Source organism: Arcticibacterium sp. (genome assembly GCF_055134445.1).
Genome location: NZ_JBSRVI010000040.1, coordinates 1 through 14,178 on the forward strand (window position 1 = coordinate 1; position 14,178 = coordinate 14,178).

The 14,178-nt window shown below is 38.1% G+C and carries 15 protein-coding genes; 11 read left to right on the forward strand and 4 right to left on the reverse strand.

Annotation, left to right across the window (positions count from 1 at the left end; all coding sequences use genetic code 11):
* The coding region (locus ACTBZY_RS06045; RefSeq protein ID WP_463045448.1) for a BamA/TamA family outer membrane protein at positions 1-753 on the forward strand (753 nt) is incomplete at its 5' end.
* A 21-nt stretch (positions 754-774) separates the two neighbouring features.
* Here the strand turns inward: ACTBZY_RS06045 and ACTBZY_RS06050 are convergent.
* A complete protein-coding gene (locus tag ACTBZY_RS06050) occupies positions 775-1,641 on the reverse strand; it encodes an AraC family transcriptional regulator (protein WP_463045449.1) in 867 nt (288 codons plus the stop codon).
* 173 nt (positions 1,642-1,814) lie between these two features.
* On the opposite strand from ACTBZY_RS06050, the gene ACTBZY_RS06055 reads away from it, so the two are divergent.
* The gene (locus ACTBZY_RS06055; RefSeq protein ID WP_463045450.1) at positions 1,815-2,828 is read left to right on the forward strand and encodes a zinc-binding alcohol dehydrogenase family protein; all 1,014 of its coding nucleotides are present in this window, start codon (positions 1,815-1,817) and stop codon (positions 2,826-2,828) included.
* 231 nt (positions 2,829-3,059) lie between these two features.
* On the opposite strand, the gene ACTBZY_RS06060 is transcribed toward ACTBZY_RS06055, so the two are convergent.
* Positions 3,060-4,127 (reverse strand): branched-chain amino acid aminotransferase, encoded by a 1,068-nt coding sequence (locus ACTBZY_RS06060; protein WP_463045451.1) that lies wholly within the window; start codon positions 4,125-4,127, stop codon positions 3,060-3,062.
* A gap of 214 nt (positions 4,128-4,341) precedes the next feature.
* Positions 4,342-5,796, reverse strand: coding sequence for a S41 family peptidase (locus ACTBZY_RS06065; protein ID WP_463045452.1), 1,455 nt, complete (start codon positions 5,794-5,796; stop codon positions 4,342-4,344).
* Between the two features lie 309 nt (positions 5,797-6,105).
* Between ACTBZY_RS06065 and ACTBZY_RS06070 the strand changes: the two genes are divergently transcribed.
* The 7 genes from ACTBZY_RS06070 to ACTBZY_RS06100 are packed head-to-tail and all read left to right on the forward strand — an operon-like array spanning position 6,106 to position 12,921.
* Positions 6,106-7,434: a Na(+)-translocating NADH-quinone reductase subunit A gene (locus ACTBZY_RS06070; protein WP_463045453.1), complete on the forward strand. Its 1,329-nt coding sequence runs from the start codon at positions 6,106-6,108 to the stop codon at positions 7,432-7,434.
* A gap of 20 nt (positions 7,435-7,454) precedes the next feature.
* The gene (locus ACTBZY_RS06075; RefSeq protein ID WP_463045454.1) at positions 7,455-8,609 is read left to right on the forward strand and encodes an NADH:ubiquinone reductase (Na(+)-transporting) subunit B; all 1,155 of its coding nucleotides are present in this window, start codon (positions 7,455-7,457) and stop codon (positions 8,607-8,609) included.
* Positions 8,602-9,309: an NADH:ubiquinone reductase (Na(+)-transporting) subunit C gene (nqrC, locus tag ACTBZY_RS06080; RefSeq protein ID WP_463045455.1), complete on the forward strand. Its 708-nt coding sequence runs from the start codon at positions 8,602-8,604 to the stop codon at positions 9,307-9,309. The genes ACTBZY_RS06075 and nqrC overlap by 8 nt, the downstream gene beginning before the upstream one ends.
* A gap of 1 nt (position 9,310) precedes the next feature.
* On the forward strand, positions 9,311-9,976 hold the full coding sequence (locus ACTBZY_RS06085; RefSeq protein ID WP_463045456.1) for an NADH:ubiquinone reductase (Na(+)-transporting) subunit D: 666 nt from the start codon (positions 9,311-9,313) through the stop codon (positions 9,974-9,976).
* Between the two features lie 14 nt (positions 9,977-9,990).
* Positions 9,991-10,605, forward strand: a complete 615-nt coding sequence (nqrE, locus tag ACTBZY_RS06090; protein ID WP_463045457.1) for an NADH:ubiquinone reductase (Na(+)-transporting) subunit E — start codon at positions 9,991-9,993, stop codon at positions 10,603-10,605.
* An 11-nt stretch (positions 10,606-10,616) separates the two neighbouring features.
* On the forward strand, positions 10,617-11,921 hold the full coding sequence (gene nqrF / locus ACTBZY_RS06095; RefSeq protein ID WP_463045458.1) for an NADH:ubiquinone reductase (Na(+)-transporting) subunit F: 1,305 nt from the start codon (positions 10,617-10,619) through the stop codon (positions 11,919-11,921).
* Positions 11,887-12,921, forward strand: a complete 1,035-nt coding sequence (locus ACTBZY_RS06100) for an FAD:protein FMN transferase (RefSeq protein ID WP_463045459.1) — start codon at positions 11,887-11,889, stop codon at positions 12,919-12,921. The genes nqrF and ACTBZY_RS06100 overlap by 35 nt, the downstream gene beginning before the upstream one ends.
* Here the strand turns inward: ACTBZY_RS06100 and ACTBZY_RS06105 are convergent.
* Positions 12,918-13,106, reverse strand: coding sequence for a hypothetical protein (locus ACTBZY_RS06105; RefSeq protein WP_463045460.1), 189 nt, complete (start codon positions 13,104-13,106; stop codon positions 12,918-12,920). The genes ACTBZY_RS06100 and ACTBZY_RS06105 overlap by 4 nt on opposite strands.
* Positions 13,107-13,220: 114 nt before the next feature.
* Between ACTBZY_RS06105 and ACTBZY_RS06110 the strand changes: the two genes are divergently transcribed.
* Both ACTBZY_RS06110 and ACTBZY_RS06115 read left to right on the forward strand, forming a co-directional pair.
* The gene (locus ACTBZY_RS06110) at positions 13,221-13,670 is read left to right on the forward strand and encodes a CBS domain-containing protein (RefSeq protein ID WP_463045461.1); all 450 of its coding nucleotides are present in this window, start codon (positions 13,221-13,223) and stop codon (positions 13,668-13,670) included.
* 8 nt (positions 13,671-13,678) lie between these two features.
* On the forward strand, positions 13,679-14,176 hold the full coding sequence (locus ACTBZY_RS06115; RefSeq protein ID WP_463045462.1) for a SixA phosphatase family protein: 498 nt from the start codon (positions 13,679-13,681) through the stop codon (positions 14,174-14,176).
* The last annotated feature ends 2 nt before the right edge of the window (positions 14,177-14,178 follow it).

The following is a 14,178-nucleotide window of genomic DNA, read 5'->3' on the forward strand; positions in this document are numbered from 1 at the left end:
AATTACTTCTATTATGGTATTGGAGAGCGTCAAATACCTCAAGAAAAGTATGATGTTAAATTTCCTAAGATTAAACTACTGTTTGGCAAACAGGTTAAGCCTAATCTATATTTAGGAGCCCGTATAAATTATGTTGAATATAGCGTAACGGGCACGGAAGAAAATGGAGAATTGGCAACTGGAAAAATTAATGGGAGTGAGTATAGTAGAACTTCTGCCCTAGGACCTGCTATAATGCGAGATACCCGAGATGCCGTTTTTTACCCCAAAAAGGGGATGTTTGGGGAATTTAGTGTCTTGCCCTCTACCAAGGTTTTTGGGGCGAATAAGGAATTTACACAGACTACATTAGATTTGTCTATATATAATTCACTGTCAAAAAAGTTAGTGTTGGCTACTAATTATTATAGTGTTTTTACTTTTGGTGATGATGTACCTTTTAGTGAGTTGGCTCAGCTTGGTGGGCCTAAAAGAATGAGAGGTATCTATCAAGGTTTTTTTAGAGACAAAAACACTGCCCTACTGCAAGCTGAATTAAGGTGGGAGGTATGGAATTTTATCGGGCTGGCAGGTTTTGGCTCAATGGGTTTTTTAGGAGATAACGACAGTATACTAAGATTAAACTTGCCAAAGTATACCTATGGAGCAGGCTTAAGAATAGCTACAAAAAAGCATTTGAACTTAAGATTAGACTACGGCCTTTCTCCTTATGGAGATGGTAACTTTTACGCTACCATAGGAGAAGCTTTTTAGGAAGCTTTTTGTTTTGGTGGGCTAATGACTCGCACATACTTGTACATCGCCTTTTTTGAAATCTTGGATGGTCATATTATAATTCTTCTTGAAGGTCTTTGACAAATGACTGGAATCGGTGAATCCAAGTTTATAGGCAATTTCCTTGATGGAGTATTGACTATGTTTGAAGTAGTTTTCGGCCAGTTTTAATTTTGACTTGATCACATATTCCTGAAAAGAATAATCGGAGTGTTTTTTGAAGTATTCACTAAAATATGTGGGTGAAACATTAAACTCATTGGAGAGGTTTTCCAGCGTAATCTTTTCCTTGTCGTACAGGTTTTGTTGAATATATCTGATAATCTCGCCAAACTTATAGTCTTTAGTATGACCGGCATCTACATAGCCTTTTTCGATATTCCTTGCCAGAATATTTAAGATACTCACCATTAAACTTTCAATGATAGTGTCAGAGTAGTCATCTTTTGATAAGTATTCATGATGAATTTGTTTGATTAAACTCACCAGAAGTTCTTTTTCTGCTGAGGAGCGAGTTATGATGATATCACCAGCTACTTTATTATAATTAGAAAGCACATAGGAGAGTTTTCTAAACCAATCGCTGTAGTTTCCGTTTAAAGCTTCTTTAGAAAAGTAGAGGTCTGTAAATTTTATGAAGTAGAAAGTAGTCTTCTCTTTAATTTGAAAGAAATGGCAGTCTAATGGAGGTAAAAGGAAAATGTTTCCGCTGTTATATGGAAATCGGACTTCGTTTATACATTGAAGGCCCTCACCTTTGTCTATATAAACAAGCTCAAAAAAGTTATGCTGATGAGGCCTTTTCTCCCAGCTTTCTAGTTCTTGGATATGTATTTCAAAAGGCTTAAGTGTTTGTTCAATCTGCATTTTATGAGATTTTTTGCTTTATTGTAGTGTAAAAGTATGTTTTTTGGTATTGTTTTTCCTAGCGGAAGATGGGAAAGCCTTTATTTGTACCTGCATTCCCTTTTTTGTTACTCGTTTTGGTCAAAAGGAAGCCATTACATTTGTATTAAGATTTAGAAACAAAATATAGAAAAATGAAAGCAATAGGATTTAAGCAGTCGTTACCAATTATCGAAAAAGAGAGTTTTATAGCATTTGAAACAGAAATTCCAGTCGCCAAAGGTTTTGACTTATTGGTTAAAATAGCAGCTATTTCTGTTAACCCGGTAGACTTCAAGATTAGAGAAAGTGCTGCAGTGGATAAAGTACTGGATACACCCAAAGTTATTGGCTGGGATGCGGTAGGAGTTGTAGAATCTGTAGGTGATAAAGCTTCCAGGTTTAAGGTAGGAGATGAGGTGTATTATGCAGGAGATCTGACAAGAAACGGGAGTAATGCCGAGTACCAATTGGTTGACGAAAGAATAGTTGGTTTCAAACCGAAGAGTTTGAGTATTGCAGAAGCTGCCGCCTTGCCATTGACAGGTTTAACCGCTTATGAGTCCCTATTTGATCGTATTAAAGTTAATCCAGAAAAGGATAAAGGAAAGACCGTGTTGATTTTAGCAGGAGCGGGTGGAGTAGGTTCGATCGCCATTCAGTTAGCTAAAAAAGTGGCGGGACTTACGGTTATTGCTACGGCATCAAGACCTGATTCTGAAAAGTGGTGTAATGAAATGGGTGCAGACTTTGTGGTTAATCACCGTAACTTGAAAGAGGAGCTGGAAAAGATTGGGCACGGCCAAGTAGATTATATATTGGACTTTGTGGATATCAACGCTTACTGGGAAACGATAGCTGAAGTTATTAAACCTCAGGGGCATATTGTATCTATTACAGGTAGCAGCGAGCCTCTAAACCTATCTCTGCTTAAGGCCAAAAGTGTCTCTTTTTCTTGGGAGTTGATGTATACACGTTCTATGTTTACAACCGACGATATAGAAAAGCAGCATGAAATCCTTAATCATATAGCAGATTTAATGGATGCTGGAACCTTAAAAACCACTTTAACCACCACCTTGAAAGGGTTCACGGTTGAAAACCTTAAAAAGGCTCATGAAATGCAGGAGTCTGGTAAGACGATTGGTAAAACGGTTATTGAGTATTAAGGGAATTACATTTAACCCGGTTTATGCGTTTGGGGAATCGTTATGAGTAGTTTACGAACTGATATGAAGCAATTTAGCTACGGTACCGATAACTATCGGGAGATTGCCTAATACATACATAAAGCGTGTTTCTAAGAATAGCTATTTAGTAAGGTACGCTATACATAAAGAGAGCCTCCAAACGTAGTTTGGAGGCTCTCCGGCATTTAAAAGGATTTCCTTATTATAGCATTAAACTTTCCAAACCCATCCGTGGGTATCTTCAAGTTTACCTTTTCTTATTCCATCTAGTTTTTCTTTAAGAATGCTAGAGATAGATTTCTCATTAATTTCAGGAAGAGCAAAATCATTTCCTTCATGACCGATTCCAGAAAATGGCGAAACCACCACGGCCGTTCCAGCACCAAATACTTCTGTGACAGAACCATTTTGAATACCTTCTACAATGTCTTTAACGTAAACATCTTGCTCGGAAACCTCATATCCGGCATCTCTGGCAATGGTGATTAAAGAGTCTCTGGTAATTCCCTTAAGAATGGTGGTGCTTGTTTTTGGCGTCAACAATTTGCCATCTTGAACAAAAAAGACGTTCATGGTTCCTGATTCCTCAAACTTAGTATGCGTTTGAGCGTCTGTCCATAATAACTGCGTATAACCTTGCTCTTGGGCTAGTTTAGCTGGATAAAGAGATGCTGCATAGTTTCCAGCACACTTAGCATAACCTACGCCACCTGCTGCGGCTCTAATATATTCTGTTTCTATTTTTACCTTAGGTGGAGTAGAATAATACTTTCCAGCAGGACTCATGATTATCATGAATCTGTAATTAAAAGAAGGTCTTACGCCTAAGTAAACATCAGAGGCAAACATAAAAGGGCGTAAGTAAAGAGAATTGTCCTCGCCTTTAGGAACCCATGCTGCATCTAATTTCAATATCTCGTTCAAGCCACCCATGAAAACATCCTCTGGAACCTGTGCCATGCACATTCTTTCAGCAGAGATGTTAAATCTCTTGAAATTTTCTTCAGGTCTAAACATAACCACTTCATTGTCCACATTCCTAAAAGCTTTCATGCCTTCAAAAATAGACTGACCATAATGTAAAGATGCCAAGGCTGGATTATAAGCAATATTTCCGTAAGGTAGAATTTCAGGTGTCTGCCAGACGCCATCAATACAGTCTGCGACCAGCATGTGGTCAGTAAAGAGTGTTCCAAAGACAATGTTTTCTGGATCTAACTGATTAACACGACTTTGCTGTACTTGCGTTACTTTGAACGCTTGAGCTGCTTCTACCATAATTGAAAATTGTTATAAAATGTAATATGCAAACATTGAAACAAAACTAATGATTCGATTTTGTGATACAATTATTGAGAATATATATTAGAGTATCAAGCGTTTTGCTGAAAATAGTTGTCAAGACAACTAAAATCTGTTTTAACGGTCACATTAATGAAAAAAAGCTTCAATGGTCTTCCAAGTTTACTTCCCCTAAAGGATTGTTTTGAAATTATTTTCTATCCCAAGGGAGTTCCGTAACCCACATCTCTTTTCTATCCAGAATTGGATTGCCATAGATGGCTTCTGGGGAAGCCTCTTGGAAGATTGCAGTAGGCGTCTTCTTTAACTTACTGCTTATTCTTACCATGGTATTTGAGCCTAAAATGTCTGAGAGTGCGGCATATAATAAGGTCTCATCTGGGTTGCCAAATTCCTTATATGGAAGAATTCTATCCTGGATAGCTATATCCACAGCAAAGCCATCTTTTGTGCCATAGTCTGATTGGTTTTTGGCATTGAAAGATTTTAAAACGATAGGCTGAAGACCCCAATTCCACCTCTTCGGGCTTTTATCGTCAGAAAGCGTCAGTGAACCCACATTTTTTCCGGTAGTATGTTCGCCCACGAGAATTACATCCATATAGGGTTTAAGATTATTGATCACTAACTCGCTGGCGGATGCGGAACTATTGGATACTAAAAAATAAACTCGATTAATTGTTCCCGGGTTATTTAAGGTAGCATTAATACTTTTTTTAGTCTTTGAAAAGTAAACATCAAAGCTACTTTTCGGCTTTGCGGCCATTTGCTCAGCATTCCAGACTTGCTTTGTCATTAACTTATCCTCACTTAAATCTTTTACAATTAGCGAGCTAATCATTTCTGCAGAGGAGATGTACCCTCCTGGGTTATATCTAAAATCTACGACCAATTCGTCAATAGCCGCATTCTTAAACTCGCCAAACATGTCATTAACAGCCTTATCGCTAGTCGTCAAAAATTGATTGTAAACGAAGTAGCCGATTTTTTTTCCTCCTAATTCTAGTATTTCGTAGTGCTGTAGGGCCTCGGTTTGAGTGAGCTCTTTGGTGATAGCTTTGGTATTTTTGGAGTCCTCTATGGTGCCATTATTGTAGGTACCCATAGTTAATGTAGCACTTTCGTCATTAAGAGCAGTCTGGTAGTTATCTAGTGTTAAATCCTCGCCGTTTACTTTGATGATAAAATGGCCTCGTTTTATTCCTGCCCTTTCCGCGGCACTATTTTTTAAGGTATAGGTTATCGCAAAAGCCATTCTTGTTCTTGCAGGGTTTGCATAAAAAGTTTTGTACTTAAAGCCATAAAGACTCACCACTCCATTTAGTGAATTGGTAAGATTGGTTGTACTGGCGTCAATCCAGGAAAACCTATCAATATCACCTTTGCCAACTAACAAGGAATTAAAGAAGTCGTTAGGCTCCAAAGAAAGATCCGTTTTTTCCAATGCAAGCATATCACTTTCCCAGAGGTAATAGGACTTCATTTTATTATATATCCAGTCGTTTACCTGCAAATTAGCTAGAAGGGGGTTTTCGTCTACGACGATTTCTTCATCTATTGCTTCTACAGGATCAACCGTCTTTTCTTTACATCCGAATAATAAGGCGATGCCAAGAATTGAGAGTTTAAGTAGGCTATTCCTCATAGTGTAGCTATTTTTTATTATGATAATGACTTGCAATTTAATAACGAACATTCTAAGTCAAAACATACGAATGTCATTCCAAATGGTTTTTTATTCGAATTTACAGCTAAGTGTTTGAATGACAATAGATTTGACCTTATAACGGAGGCTTTGAAATATTGTAATTCAAATTTATTCCATCAGAATGACAAGTTTTATCTTCTGTTTCTTGAAACAATGTGCTTAGGATTTTGCTAATTCCACAAAAAAATTAACTTTGTGGTGTACTCTAAAAAATTGTACTTAACCCAAAGAAAATATTAAGATTTCATGGGAAAATCTATCAGCCTAAAAAGGGGCTACGACATTAAATTATTGGGAGAGGCCTTAAAGGAAATTTCAGAAGTTCCTGTAGCCGAAATTTTTGCAGTAAAACCCACAGACTATTTTGCTATTGTTCCAAAGCTCCTTGTAAAAGTAGGTGACGAAGTTTTAGAAGGTGGAGCTTTATTTCAAGACAAACAGAGACCTGAGATTAATTTCCCATCACCAGTAAGTGGTGAAGTGGTGGAAATAGTTAGAGGAGCAAAAAGGAAGGTTCTAGAGATAAGGATTCTAGCAGATAAGGTTTCTAAACATACCACTGTAAATATCCCTTCGGAATTAACAGTTGAAAATGTTAAGGAGACTTTGTTAAACGCCAATCTATGGTCTTTATTAAGGCAGAGACCCTTTTCAATAATTCCAGATGTTCAAGATCTGCCTAAAGCTATTTTTATCTCGACATTTGATACGGCTCCCTTAGCTCCTGACTTATCCTTTATTGTGGCACAGAATAAAACAGGTTTCGATGCCGGTCTAAAGGTATTGGAAGTGCTTTCAAATGGTAATTTAGAGGTTGGTGTAACACCCGCATCTGATTTATCTATTTTGTCAGGAAATAAAAACGAATTTTCCGGTCCCCACCCTTCAGGAAATGTTGGCATTCAGATACACCATACTAACCCTATTAGAGTGGGAGAGAAAGTTTGGTATATGGATGTTCAGGATGTTATAGTTTTGGGGCAGTTATTTCTGACTGGAATGTATGACCCTACCAGAATTTTGGCTTTTACGGGTTCTGAGGTAGATACACCATCTTATTATAAATTAAAGGTGGGGCAGTCGCTGTCAAAGCTATTTTCAGACCATATCTCTAACGATAACGTAAGGTATATTCAGGGGAATGTTCTGACTGGTGAAACTTCCCATAAGGAAGATTACCTTTCTTTCTATACCTCCCAGCTTACGGTAATCCCAGAAGGGAATAAGGCTGAGTTTTTGGGTTGGTTATTGCCTTCGGCAAAAAAGCTCAGTTTATCGAGAACATATTTTTCTTGGTTAATGCCTAGTAAAAAATATGAAATAGATACCAATACCCATGGAGAAGAAAGGGCTTTTGTAATGAGTGGGGAGTATGAAAAGGTATTGCCTATGAATATTATGCCTGTGCAATTATTGAAAGCCATCATGGTTGGAGATATTGAGAAAATGGAAGCTCTTGGGATTTATGAAGTGTCTGAGGAAGACTTAGCTCTATGTGAGTTCGTCTGTACCTCCAAAATAGATGTTCAACAGTTGGTACGTAGAGGTCTTGACCTGATGCGTGCGGAAGGATAAAATTTAAACTAGCATATTTAGTGAAGATATTACACGATTTTCTAGAGACTATTAAGCCAAATTTTCAAAAGGGAGGTAAGTTGGAAAAATGGCACCCAGCTTTCGAAGCCTTTGAAACATTGGCTTTTGTTCCTGCCACTACCACTAAAAATGGCGTGCACATTAAAGATGCGATGGATATGAAGCGTACCATGATTACCGTGGTAATTGCTTTGATACCTTGTCTACTTTTTGGTATGTGGAATGTAGGTCACCAGCATTATTTAGCCTTCGGAATGGAAGAGGACTTACTGACTAAATTCATGTTTGGATTTTGGAAAGTACTGCCTATTGTAGCGGTGTCTTATTCCGTTGGTTTAGGCGTAGAATTTGTTTTTTCAGTGGTGGCAGGGCATCCCGTAAGCGAGGGGTATTTGGTAACAGGAATGCTTATTCCTTTGACCTTGCCTGTTACCGTTCCGCTTTGGATGGTAGCTTTAGGAGCCGTTTTTTGTACACTTTTAGGGAAAGAGATCTTTGGAGGTACAGGCTTTAACTTTATGAATCCAGCTTTATTGGCTAGGGCATTTATGTTTTTTGCCTTTCCAGCCTTTATGTCTGGCGAAGTTTGGACAGACCTTTCGGCAGAAGAAGGGAAAGTAATTCTAGATGGTTATTCTGGTGCTACTAACTTGGTTCCTTTTGATACCGACTTCTCTGCCATGCAGTCTGCATCAGATATGTTTATGGGTTTTGAACAGGGTTCCATTGGGGAAACTTCGGTTATTGCCTGTCTTATAGGAGCGGCCATTTTGGTTATTACGGGCGTAGGGAGTTTTAGGGTCATGTTGTCGGTTTTTGCTGGCGGTTTTTTAATGGGGCTTTTAATGAATGTTCTGGCTCCTGAGGCAGCTAATCATGCCATGCATATGCCAGCTCTTAATCATTTGTTGGTGGGCGGTTTTGCTTTTGGTGCTGTTTTTATGGCAACAGACCCCGTTACTGCTGCTCATACGGCTAAAGGAAAAATAATTTACGGACTGTTAATCGGGGCTTTTACAGTACTCTTGAGAGTGTTTAATCCGGCTTATCCAGAGGGTATGATGTTGAGTATTTTATTGTTCAATGTTTTTGCACCCTTGATTGACCATCTGGTTGTAGAGTCACACATTAAAAAAAGATTGAAACATGCATAGTAATAAATACACGTTTTTATATGCTATTGGGCTATCCATGCTTACGGCGATTATTTTAGTTTTGACTTCGCAGCAGCTCAAACCTTTACAAGAGGCCAATGTGGCTCTGGACAATAAAAGAAGTGTTTTGAAGTCGGTATTGGTACAATCGGACGACGACAAACTGATAGAAAGTTCCTATGACGGTTCGGTAGTAGAGATTGTTGTTGATAGCGACGGAAATATAATAGAAGGCGTAAATGCAAAGGATGTAGATATGAAGAGGGAGGTTGCTAAAGAGCCTTCTGAAAGAAAGCTTCCCCTTTACATTTATTCAGACGAAAGTGGATCAAAGGCATACATAATACCTATGAGAGGTGTAGGACTTTGGGGACCAATCTGGGGTTACCTTTCCATAGATGGCGATTTTAATACCATCAAAGGTGCGTTTTTTGACCACAAAGGAGAAACGCCTGGTTTGGGGGCTGAGATTACAGAATTACCTTTTCAGGTTCAATTTCAAGGAAAGAAAATATTGGACGAAAATGGCGAGTTCGCATCTGTCAATGTTTTAAAATCTACCATGAAATCTTCACTAGATCCAGAAAATAGAGTGGACGGTATTTCTGGCGGAACCATCACCTCAAATGGCGTTGACGAAATGATTAAAAATTGTGTAGCCCCGTATTTGACTTATTTTAACAAGCTAAAATCAAATTAATATGGCAGAAGTAGCAGAAATAAAAGAAAAGAAAGAGCCATTTTTTTCAAAAAAGAATCTTCAGGTTCTAAGAGACCCCCTTGATGACACCAACCCCGTATCTGTTCAGGTACTTGGGATATGTTCTGCTTTGGCAGTAACTGTTCAGGTGAAACCAGCTATAATTATGACGTTAGGAGTACTTTTTGTAAGTGCTTTTTCTAACCTTATTATTAGTATGCTCAGAAAAAGTATTCCAGGTAGGGTTCGTATTATCGTTCAGCTTATTGTAGTGGCTACACTCGTAACGATTGTTGACCAGGTTTTAAAAGCCTACATGTTTGATGTTAGTAAGAAGCTTGCCGTATTTGTAGGCTTAATTATTACTAACTGTATCATTATGGGTCGTTTAGAGGCTTTTGCCTTAGGACAGAAACCTTGGCCGGCCTTTTTAGATGGTGTGGGCAACGGTTTAGGATATGGCCTTATCTTAATAGCAGTTGGTGTTTTTAGAGAACTTTTTGGAGCTGGAAGTATTCTCGGTTTTCAAATTATTCCAGACTGGGCCTATGATCATGGTTATGTAAATAATGGCTTGATGGTTCTGCCCCCTGCAGCATTATTCTTAATAGGAGTTTATATCTGGATACAGCGTAGTAGAAACCAGAAATTAATTAACGTTTCCTAACTGAAATTAGCATTATGGAAAATCTTTTAAGTCTTTTTGTTAAAGCCATTTTTGTTGAAAATGCAGTGTTTGCATTTTTCTTGGGAATGTGCTCTTTCTTGGCCGTTTCAAAGAAATTGAAGACGGCATTTGGATTAGGTTTGGCTGTTATTTTTGTAATGGTTTTAACCACTCCTTTAAATTATGTTATCCTGAAATATATGCTTGGTGAAGGAGCCCTCGCTTGGATTCACCCTTCCTTGGCAGATGTGGATTTAACGTTCTTGTCATTCATATTATTCATTTCCACCATTGCAGGTGCAGTTCAGTTGGTAGAGATGGCCATTGAGAAATTTGCTCCTGCTCTGTATAGTGCACTGGGTATCTTTTTACCTCTTATTACCGTAAACTGTTCCATTCTTGGTGCCTCTCTTTTTATGCAAGAAAGAGAGTACAACTTTTCAGAGACCTTTGTTTTCTCTATGGGGACGGGTATTGGTTTTTTCTTGGCTATCGTGTTGTTGGCGGCTATTAGAGAGCGTTTGCAATATTCTAAGGTTCCTGCAGCTCTTCAAGGCTTAGGAATAGCCATGATGGTGACAGGGCTTATGGCTCTTGCTTTTTTAAGTTTTTCAGGTATTAAATTGTAAACCTTTTTCTTATGCTACCTATCCTACTTAGTAGTATTGTTGTTTTTGTCTTAGTAGTACTGCTGTTTGTGTTTTTAATACTTACGGCTAAAGCTAAGCTTCTACCTCAAAACGATGTAAAAATTACCATCAATGGAGATAAGGATAACCCTATCATAACCAAATCTGGTGATACGCTCTTAAACGTTTTAGGAGCTAATAATCTCTTTCTGGCTTCGGCTTGTGGTGGCGGTGGAACCTGTGCCATGTGCGTTTGTAATGTTTACAGTGGTGGTGGAGAGGTACTACCAACAGAAACTAACCACTTAAATAGACGTCAAGTTGGAGAGAATCTTCGTTTGGCCTGCCAGGTAAAAGTGAAGGAGGATATGAATATCAGAATTCCTGATGAAGTTTTTGGTGTTAAAAAATGGGAGTGTGAAGTGACCTCAAACTATAATGTAGCCTCATTTATAAAAGAGTTTCAAGTTAAATTACCAGAAGGAGAAAACTTGGATTTTGAAGCAGGAGGATATATTCAAATTGACGTGCCTAAAACGACCGTTGAGTTTAAAGATATTGACATTACGGCTCATCCAAAGTATCATGAAACCCCGGATAAGTTTAAAGAGGAGTGGGATAAGTTTAATCTTTGGCCATTAAAAATGGTCAACGACGAAGAGGTATTTAGAGCGTATTCTATGGCGAATCATCCTGCCGAAGGGAATATGGTTAGTTTAACGATTAGGATTGCTACGCCACCTTGGGATAGAGCTAAAAACACATGGATGGATGTAAATCCAGGACTTTGTTCGTCTTATATTTTTGGAAGAAAGCCAGGCGATAAAGTAACGATTTCTGGACCTTATGGTGAGTTCTTCATTAAAGATACCGAGGCAGAAATGCTTTACATAGGAGGAGGAGCTGGTATGGCACCAATGCGTTCCCATTTATACCATCTTTTTCATACTCTTAAAACCAAGCGTAAGGTCACCTTCTTTTATGGAGGAAGAACCAAGCGTGAGCTGTTTTATATTGAGGAGTTCAGGCAAATTGAAAAGGAATTCCCGAATTTCAAGTTTTGTATCGCTTTGGATAATCCTCAACCAGAAGATAATTGGGTATTGAAAAAGGACATTAACGATCCAGAAGGTGACGGATTTAAAGGTTTTGTTCATAATGTGGTGATCGAAGAATTTTTAAACAAGCATGAAGCTCCAGAAGATTTAGAACTTTACTTTTGTGGACCACCTATGATGAATCAGTCTGTTCTAAAAATGGCGGACGATTGGGGAATACCAGATGAAAACGTATCATTCGATGATTTCGGGGGCTAAAAGTAGCCTTCTTTTAATATTAGTCACCATAGGGTTTATGTCCTGCCAAGCAGAGCATAAGCCCTATTCGGTTTTTCAGGGATATGCACAGGGCAGCACCTTTAGGATTGTTTATGAACCAATTTCCGGCAAAGATTATATAAATGCGGTAGATAGCATTCTACTGGTTATAGATAAGAGTATGTCGCTTTGGGATAGCACATCACTAATAAGGAGGGTGAATGAGTCAGATGATCCAGTGGAGATAGATGAGCATTTTGTCAATGTTTTTAAAAGGTCTATGTTCTTTTATGAAATCAGTGAAGGCAGGTTTGATCCAACACTGGGTCCTTTGATTAGTGCTTGGGGTTTTGCTCGAAAACATGAAAAAGAATTACCTAATCAAGTTCAAATTGATAGTTTGTTGACATTGGTAGGCCTAAATAACTTTAGTTTGAAAGGCAATATATTGACTAAGAAATTGAGGCACTCCGAAATTAACTTTAACGCTATAGCTCAGGGATATACCGTAGATGTGCTTGGAGATTACTTGGAGGAACAGGGAATTACGAACTATCTGGTGGAGGTAGGAGGAGAAACAAAAGCTAAAGGTCTCAATCAGTCCGGAGAGAAATGGAAAGTAGGGATAGAAAATCCAGACTTCAATTCCACTAGTGAAAATAATGCCGTTAAAACGGTAGTGGGACTTTCAGACGCTTCGCTGGTTACTTCAGGAAGTTATAGAAAGTTTATTGAGAAAGATGGTAAGAAATATAGCCATACGTTGGATGGCTTAACGGGAAAACCTGTAACCCACAGTCTTTTGAGTGTAGCAGTGGTGGTGCCAGAAGCCATAGATGCAGACGCTTATGCCACCATGTTTATGGTCATGGGTAAAGAGGCCGCACTGTCTTATGCCAATAAAAATGACATTGCGATTCAGTGTATTTTTGATGAAAATGGAGAAATGAGAACGGAATACTCAAAGAGCTTTAAAAAGCTGGTGATACAAGAAAACTAGTCATTTTTACATTCTTCGTCAGGAAGTTTTCCACATACGCCACATACAGCTCCTTCTTTTTGAAGCATAGGATTGTTATTGGCACATGTCCCTTTAAATCTTCCATTCTTTATAAAAAGTATTCTCACACTAAAAAGGAAAAAGGCGAATAGTACAGCAGCAAGAGTGACTAATAATAATTTCATAAAGTAAATTTAAGTATTTATAACTAGAATAAGATTAAGACTATGCTTGATCTTATTGAGGGTTTTATCTAAATTTAGAAAGAAAAATTAATTATCTAAATAACCTGCATTGAAATGATTACTAAAGTTAAAACACTTCTAGAAGGAAAGGAACTAAAGACGATAGTTTCGGTTTTACCAAGCACCACTGTTATTGAAGCATTATCTATTCTAGAAAAATATAAAATAGGAGCTGTTTTGGTCATGGAGGATGGTGAGCTAAAAGGTATATTCTCTGAACGTGATTATGCTAGAAAAGGTATAATTATGGGAAGAAAAGCCAAAAGTACCTCTATGGCGGAAGTGATGACGGCACATGTAATTACGGCAAGCCACACAGCGGGTATTAGAGAGTGTATGGAGATAATGACGAATCACCATTTTAGACATTTACCGGTTTTAGGTGAAGATGGTAAGGTGGTAGGTGTTTTAAGTATTGGGGATATTGTGAATGGTTTGATTTTAGAACAAAGAAATCATATAGACTTTCTAGAAAATTATATATCGGGCTCTATAGCTGGCTAAGGAATTAGATGACGAAGAGATTATATATTGTGAGGCATGCAGAAGCAGAGGATGGTATGCATAGGGATTTTGAAAGAAATTTGACGGGTAAGGGCATCTCGCAGTCTGCTCGTCTCGGAAGACTTCTGTTAAAGGAAAATGTTGAAATAGAACGTTTTATTTCTAGCCCTGCAAACAGGGCTTATCAAACGGCTAAAGTGCTTCTAGAGCAGTTTAATCTAGATGAAGAAAAGATTGTCACAGATGCCGATCTGTACGGTGGTGGACCTAGAGGATATTTGTCTTCCATAAATAATGTTCCAAATCACTTTAATTCAGTAGCCATTTTTGGTCATAATCCTGATATTACTTTTTTTGCTGAATATTTAACCAGAGACGATGTAGGCGGAAATATGAAAAAGGCCTCCATTGTAGAACTTGAGTTTAAAAACCTTAACTGGAATGAGATTTCCAGCAAATCTGGCGAATTCATAAGAAGAGTTGACGTTAAGAATATTGAGATTTAGTG

Excerpts from the sequence above, each read along its gene's own strand:
- ACTBZY_RS06050 (WP_463045449.1), bottom strand. The coding sequence starts at position 1,641 with ATGCAGATTGAACAAACACTTAAGCCTTTTGAAATACATATCCAAGAA.
- ACTBZY_RS06055 (WP_463045450.1), top strand. The coding sequence starts at position 1,815 with ATGAAAGCAATAGGATTTAAGCAGTCGTTACCAATTATCGAAAAAGAG.
- ACTBZY_RS06060 (WP_463045451.1), bottom strand. The coding sequence starts at position 4,127 with ATGGTAGAAGCAGCTCAAGCGTTCAAAGTAACGCAAGTACAGCAAAGT.
- ACTBZY_RS06065 (WP_463045452.1), bottom strand. The coding sequence starts at position 5,796 with ATGAGGAATAGCCTACTTAAACTCTCAATTCTTGGCATCGCCTTATTA.
- ACTBZY_RS06070 (WP_463045453.1), top strand. The coding sequence starts at position 6,106 with ATGGGAAAATCTATCAGCCTAAAAAGGGGCTACGACATTAAATTATTG.
- nqrC (WP_463045455.1), top strand. The coding sequence starts at position 8,602 with ATGCATAGTAATAAATACACGTTTTTATATGCTATTGGGCTATCCATG.
- ACTBZY_RS06085 (WP_463045456.1), top strand. The coding sequence starts at position 9,311 with ATGGCAGAAGTAGCAGAAATAAAAGAAAAGAAAGAGCCATTTTTTTCA.
- nqrE (WP_463045457.1), top strand. The coding sequence starts at position 9,991 with ATGGAAAATCTTTTAAGTCTTTTTGTTAAAGCCATTTTTGTTGAAAAT.
- nqrF (WP_463045458.1), top strand. The coding sequence starts at position 10,617 with ATGCTACCTATCCTACTTAGTAGTATTGTTGTTTTTGTCTTAGTAGTA.
- ACTBZY_RS06100 (WP_463045459.1), top strand. The coding sequence starts at position 11,887 with ATGAAAACGTATCATTCGATGATTTCGGGGGCTAAAAGTAGCCTTCTT.
- ACTBZY_RS06105 (WP_463045460.1), bottom strand. The coding sequence starts at position 13,106 with ATGAAATTATTATTAGTCACTCTTGCTGCTGTACTATTCGCCTTTTTC.
- ACTBZY_RS06110 (WP_463045461.1), top strand. The coding sequence starts at position 13,221 with ATGATTACTAAAGTTAAAACACTTCTAGAAGGAAAGGAACTAAAGACG.
- ACTBZY_RS06115 (WP_463045462.1), top strand. The coding sequence starts at position 13,679 with ATGACGAAGAGATTATATATTGTGAGGCATGCAGAAGCAGAGGATGGT.